Source organism: Halorubrum yunnanense (assembly GCF_026586675.1).
Lineage (GTDB): Archaea > Halobacteriota > Halobacteria > Halobacteriales > Haloferacaceae > Halorubrum > Halorubrum yunnanense.
The window spans coordinates 1-3,986 of sequence record NZ_JAODIX010000083.1; the positions used below are offsets into that span (position 1 = coordinate 1).

Sequence of the window (3,986 nt, forward strand, 5' to 3'; positions counted from 1 at the left end):
GTCGTTTTCGGGCATAGATCACTTTGAAAACGCACCGCCTCACCTTTCAATCCTTATCTGAACACCGTCCTGACGCTCGGCGTGAGTATTAAGACGGAGGCAAGCGCAATATCGCAGTATGCACGGCTAGGCGATGTCAATAATGGGGTGAAGTTCCCCTGGTGGCAGCAGGGGCCGCTTGGGAAGGGACAGGATGGCACCTGTCCGAAGGATGTCTCGTATCCTTCTTTTCTTCCGAAGTGGTCTTAATGGTTGCGGTGGTGAGAGTCATCTCCGGCTTTCGCCGATAACCCTCTCTGCTGTCTCTGAGACGGCCGATTATCCGATTTCGGCCGTAGCGTCGAGCACGTGCGCGGAGAGCGCACTATGCAGGACCACCCGGCTCATGGAGGTGTGCCAGCGGCGTGAGTCGCTTCGCTGTCGTTGGCTGTTCCAACTGTAGCCAACACTGGGTCATCGAGGATGCCGTCAGTAGTGGCGCTGCTAACGCTCGTGAATGTCCCCGGTGTGGGAGTCAGTATTCAGATGGTCAGTTGCGACGTCGAGCAAGAGCCGACACGTGGGAGAATGCTGTTGAGCAACGGGCGGCGCTTCTCGCAAACACTCGTAACGCTAGCGCTGAGTTCGACGAGGTTGGCCACTACACCGATCTTGAAGACGAATGGGACCGCGACCTTGTCGGCCAACCACTCGGCGTACAGGTGCTTACAGGTGCCTTCTCAGACGATCAGCACCTCGACACAGGGAATCGAGAGACACCCAACAAAACTGATCACAGCTCTCGTCAGCTTGGAGATCTCCGCTGTGATGAGGACGCGGGTCTCTGGGTGGTTCAGCAGTACCCGGCCGTGTCGTCTGGGACAGTACGCCTCGACAAAGAGAGCCGACCGGGTGAACTCTGGCAGCGTCTTGTTACTGTCCTCGAAGCCGATATTGCGCTCGCCGTGCGCGAACTCGTCGGTGGTGTCGCTGATGGGGCCGCCTGGCAGACGCTTGAATCGATTATCGACGATCAGCTCGGGACAGTTGACCGAGAGGCGCTTCCAGACGCAGAGAGCCTAAACGGGTCGATCGTTGCGTCGACGCTGTTGAGCCTGTGTAAAGACGTCGAGTCCGAGCAGCATCAGCAGGCGCTCGAACTGCTCGAGAGCTTTGGGAGCTCAGAGTTTGGCCCGCTTGGCATCGGGTTTCCTGGTGAGCTTGAGGATGTTCGCCGAGTTGTGAAGCCGTTGCTCGCAGCCGCAGAACATACACCAACACTCACCGTGCGGATCGATGAGTCATTCCGGGAGATCGGCCACGCCGAGCAACGCCGGCAAATGGTCCAGCTGCTCAGTTGGCTTGGCCACGGTGTCGACGTTCGGATTGTGTTTGAGTCGTCCATCTGGATGCGGCGCTTCGCTTGGAGTTACGATCCGGAGATCGATGTCGACGAACTGGATGGGAACGTTCCGGACGTGGCAGCGTTCGATGTGAGTTCGCAATGCGATACAGGCCAGCGCGCTCACGGAACCGTCGACGACCACGTCGCGGCTGCGTGTGAGGCGCTTGAGACGGACGGTGAGGTTGTCGCAACCCTTGACCGTATTGGCGCGGAAGCCGGCCAGACAGCCGGCTACGAGACGCTCTACGAGGCTGCCCCGTACGATGACCCCGACCAGTCTCGGAACAACGTCGCGTACCACCTACGCCAGCTTCGCGAACACGAACTCGTGACGGATCGTATCGCGACCAGCGACGGGAGCAAAGTCGCAATTCGCCCGGCTGGCGTGCGTTTCCTCGAAGAAATCGGACGATCTGGAACGCTACAAAAACCCCTTCAGAACTTTGTGAGTCGGACCGGAAAATCTGCCGACAATATGGAGTCTAGACCCGCGCACACACGTGAGGGGGGGACCGGCTGGAGCCGCGACCGCTTCCCAGCACTCCACACTATCCAACCGCTTTCTCGCTCTACGTATCAGGCCGCCGTCGCGGCGACCCCTGAGAATGGCGTCGCAACTGTCGATGCGGCGGTCTCTGAGTGGGACGATCGAGCAGCTCCCCGCCGCTACATGGACTGGGAAAATGATCGGCTCGCTGTGGCCGCCGAAGTCGACAATCCGATGCAGTGGGCAGTCTGTACTGCTCGGTCGTTGGGTGACGGGTTTGTCTGGGACAATCTGCTAACTGACGAGCGACTCGACGAGAGTAGTGATTTCCGCCGACTGCTCCAAGAGGCACCCGATATCCTCCAGAACAGTGCGTGTCTCGGGTGGATTGCTGAAGAAGATGAACTCGTCGACGATGTCGATGAGTTTGGCGACCGCATACAAGCTGTTCTCGAGGAGATTTGCGAGATGACGCGGGACATGACTCACGGCGAGTATCGCGAGTACAACTCTCGAACGGCGTTTCGGACGAAGATTCTCACTGAGTCACTCGGCGTGATTGGCGTAATGACCCGGTTACTGGACTTCGCCGGCGTCGACATCCTCCGAATTGGTCGGATGCCTCGGTTTAAGAACGATTTTCCCGACGAGAAGCTCTCAGCTATCGCGAAGTTCGTTGGAATCAACTCGGCGATTGCGTCAAAATACGGGATGGCGTCGGTGTTTCGGCAACTCTTTGAGGACCGTAACGAGGTCCTCCGTTGGTCACTGGATGTCGATGTCAACGCCGCAGAGCCGTTCGGTGAGCTCATCGGCTCGTGGTGTCTGTTTGCTGATTACGGCGACCGCCAGGAAGTGTTCGCTGAGAAGCTTCGATCCAACGTCTCGCCGAGGGACGTCCGGGATGACGCCCCCGAGATCGGTGTCCGCGTCCCCGTCCAGACGTCGACGAGTCGAGCCCAGTACCGCGACCTTCTTGGCACAGCACTTGAAGAAAAGAACCTTCTCACAACTCCAGAGGCGGTATCGGTGCTCCACGGGCTGTGTCGGTCACCGCTCGCAATCGCGAACGGCGTCGCCCGAGCGCTAGAGCCGGAAGCCGAGACGCGACATATCCGGTCTGTAGAACTCCGACGCATCATCGCAGCGCTGTCTCCAAAGCAGGTACTCCGGGATGCGTCGTCAACGCCGCGAAAGGCCCTTGTGGCACTCGCCGGCGCTGAAGAATTCCTAACGCAGTCAGCACTCGCCGAGAGAGCCGGCGTGTCGGCTCGCTCGCTTCGTGACCACCTCCCTGACCTCGTCGATGCTGGAATCGTCGCGATGACAGATGCTGGCTACCGGCTCCAGCTGTCGTTTGCGGAAACGGACCGGGACGACGGAGAACTTCCTGAACGGTACCAGGATATCTACCCGCAATGGGTGAGCGATCCGACCGTCAGCAACGACGTCCACGCCGCGGCCGGAGCGTTACGGACAGCTCGGTGTCATCATGGGCCACATGGACCAGTTCCACCGAAGGAGATCGGGTTCGCTGGCGATGTCTTGCTGGAACTCACAGAGCCATGGCCGTTACTCGATGAGGTGCTGCCAGCGCTGTGGGCAGTGACTGCGAGAGCGTGTTATCGAGAGGACGCTGCTGTCGCTGGTGGTGCCCTTGTTGAACGCGAGACTGAGATAATGGGGAGACGCCCGCGTCAGTTGAGCCTCCAAGAAGCAACTACTGGGGAGCTTGTCGGATGAGTTCTAGAGGAATTAAGGCGTCTGTCACCGATGATTTGTGGGGGCTTGGTATACTGTTCTCGCCATCATATTTCTTGACGAGATTGTTGGGCCACTCATGCTGTTCCTAGGGTGTCATAGAAGAGTTTCCACGATATTTATTTCGTGAATTTACAGCCGAATCAGCCGATAGAACGCGCTTGCGAGTTGTTCAGCTTGTGGTTTTGGTTGGTATGTTAAACAGGGCGACGAGAGTGTAGCCTAGATAGAAACCAGTACCGTGAATAAGTGTTTGAGCTAGGAGTTCTTCGGGTGTATTGATCTTGCCTTGTTTTGCCGCCTAGTGACGACGGTCTGGGACGCTCTTACTGTAATATTCCGCCAGATTAACCC

Annotated in this window: 1 protein-coding gene and 1 pseudogene; both read left to right on the forward strand. The window is 58.1% G+C overall.

What is annotated here, in order from left to right; translation table 11 throughout:
* Positions 1-404: 404 nt before the first annotated feature.
* A pseudogene (locus tag N5096_RS16595) lies at positions 405-539 on the forward strand (DUF5817 domain-containing protein); the annotation flags it as partial.
* 288 nt (positions 540-827) lie between these two features.
* Positions 828-3,614 (forward strand): helix-turn-helix domain-containing protein, encoded by a 2,787-nt coding sequence (locus N5096_RS15430; RefSeq protein WP_267665689.1) that lies wholly within the window; start codon positions 828-830, stop codon positions 3,612-3,614.
* The last annotated feature ends 372 nt before the right edge of the window (positions 3,615-3,986 follow it).